Raw genomic sequence first — 1785 nt, forward strand, 5'->3', positions numbered from 1 at the left:
GCGGGCCGCAACGCCAGCGAGCGCGCCGCCGACCGTGCCCAGGGCATGTCCGTGGGCCGCGAAGAGGCGCACACCGATGACGGCGGCGAGTTCTTCAGCCAGCTGGCCGCGCACTGGAAAAAGAACTACGCCGGATGGACGGCCTGGATGCTCACGCCCGACCTCAAGCTGCCCGGCAAGATGCGCCTCAAGGAATCGCGCCGCGTGCCGATGTGGAACGGCCCCATCGAATGCCGCATGTTCCGCTTCGACATGGTCAAGGGCTCGGTGCGCGCGCCGCGGGGGGGCGATGACACGGCGCCCCGGAAGACACCGCCCCCGGCCCATGGCGGCTAAGCCACGGCGCCCCGTCCTGTCGCTGCCGGAACAGGGCGAGCCGGGTGTGGCGGCGCGCCCCCTGGTGCTGGACACCAACATCGTGCTCGACCTGCTGGTGTTTGCCGACGAGGCCGTGGCCCCCGTGCGCACCTTGCTGCATGCGCAGCGGCTGGACTGGGTGGCCACGCCGCCGATGCGCGACGAGTTGGCGCGCGTGCTGGCCTATCCGCAGATCGTGCCGCGCCTGGCGTTCTACGGCTACGCGGCCGGCCAGCTCCTGCAGGACTACGAGGCCCGCGTGCGCTGGGTGGACGTGGCGCCGCGCGTGTCGGCGGTCTGCAAGGACCCGGACGACCAGCACTTCATCGACCTGGCGGTGGCGCACCGCGCCATCCTGCTCAGCAAGGACAAGGCCGTGCTGTGCATGCACAAAAGGCTGCTTGCGCTGGATGCGCATGCAGCGGCTGCTATTGTTTTAGAAGCTTAGGTGGCCGCCGGGCGCGGGGCGCTCGCGTGGGCGCACGGGAAGTACGTGCTGGGTGGGCGGCGTACTCAATCGGGCGGGGCCAGCAAGTCGTAGGCTGCCCGCACGCGCTGCAGGTCGGCCCCAGGCGGCGGCTGCGCGGCAGGTGGCGCATCCAGCCCATGCGCGCCAGGCTGTGCGCCAGCAGGCGCCGCATTTCGGGGCTGCAGGTCTGCAGCCAGCTGGCCCAGACACTGCAGGCTTCGTGCAGCGCACCGCTCTGGCGCAGGTAGATCGCCGTGGAATGCACGTAGCACAGGGCATCGCGCACGTGGCAGGCCGCCAGCGGCAGCACGGCAGCGGGGTCGTCCTCGAAATCGATGTAGCCCACCGTGCCGTCGGGGCAGCGCACCAGGTTGCGCGCGAAGGCCTGGCTCAGGCACTGGCCCCGGGCGTGGACGCGGTGCAGGGCGTCCAGCCCCTGCATCCACAAGGCCAGCACCGCCGCAGGGCCTGCTGCCACGGCGGTGTCGATTTCGTGGGCCAGCGAGGGTGTGTGCTCGCCGGGCTGGCCCAGGTGGCGCATCAGAAAGCCGTCGTCCCGTGCCGCCAGCACCTGGGGCACGCGCAGCCCCTGGGCGCCCAGCTCGCGCAGGCGGCGTACCTCGGTGGCGATGGCCTGGGGCCCGCCCAGATTGGGCACGGGCCGCATCACCTCCAGCCGGGTGAGCAGGGCCAGCGCGCCCAGCAGCCGGTAGCGGCCCATGCCGTGGCGCGGGCCGGCTTTCTTGAGCCACACCTGCTCGCCGCCGAGCTGGTAGCTGGCGACATTGAGCTGCTGGTGCGCCAACTGGCGCTCCAGACAGGCTGCGTAGCGCTCAGGCGGAGTGCCCTCCATGGTCGGGGGTGTCATGGGGCGGTGCACTCCTGCGGATGGGCGTGGGCCAGCGGGCGCACCCCGCAAATCCGCAGCGGGTGCCGGGAGCGCGTGCCCGCCCCGCCAG

The 1785-nt window shown here is 72.0% G+C and carries 1 protein-coding gene and 2 pseudogenes; 2 read left to right on the forward strand and 1 reads right to left on the reverse strand.

Annotation, left to right across the window (positions count from 1 at the left end; genetic code table 11):
- Together ACDELDRAFT_RS22105 and ACDELDRAFT_RS22110 are read left to right on the forward strand one after the other, a co-directional pair.
- A pseudogene (locus ACDELDRAFT_RS22105) lies at window positions 1–336 on the forward strand (class I SAM-dependent RNA methyltransferase); the annotation flags it as partial.
- Window positions 326–805, forward strand: coding sequence for a putative toxin-antitoxin system toxin component, PIN family (locus ACDELDRAFT_RS22110; RefSeq protein ID WP_005800915.1), 480 nt, complete (start codon window positions 326–328; stop codon window positions 803–805). The pseudogene ACDELDRAFT_RS22105 and the gene ACDELDRAFT_RS22110, both read left to right, overlap by 11 nt.
- A 65-nt stretch (window positions 806–870) precedes the next feature.
- On the opposite strand, the pseudogene ACDELDRAFT_RS22115 reads toward ACDELDRAFT_RS22110, so the two are convergent.
- Window positions 871–1694: pseudogene (locus ACDELDRAFT_RS22115) on the reverse strand (hypothetical protein).
- Window positions 1695–1785 lie beyond the last annotated feature (91 nt).

It is taken from the genome of Acidovorax delafieldii 2AN (assembly GCF_000175235.1).
GTDB lineage: Bacteria > Pseudomonadota > Gammaproteobacteria > Burkholderiales > Burkholderiaceae_C > Acidovorax > Acidovorax delafieldii_B.

What these genes read in the sequence shown, in the direction of transcription:
- ACDELDRAFT_RS22110 (WP_005800915.1), top strand. Translation starts at nt 326, where the DNA reads ATGGCGGCTAAGCCACGGCGCCCCGTCCTGTCGCTGCCGGAACAGGGC.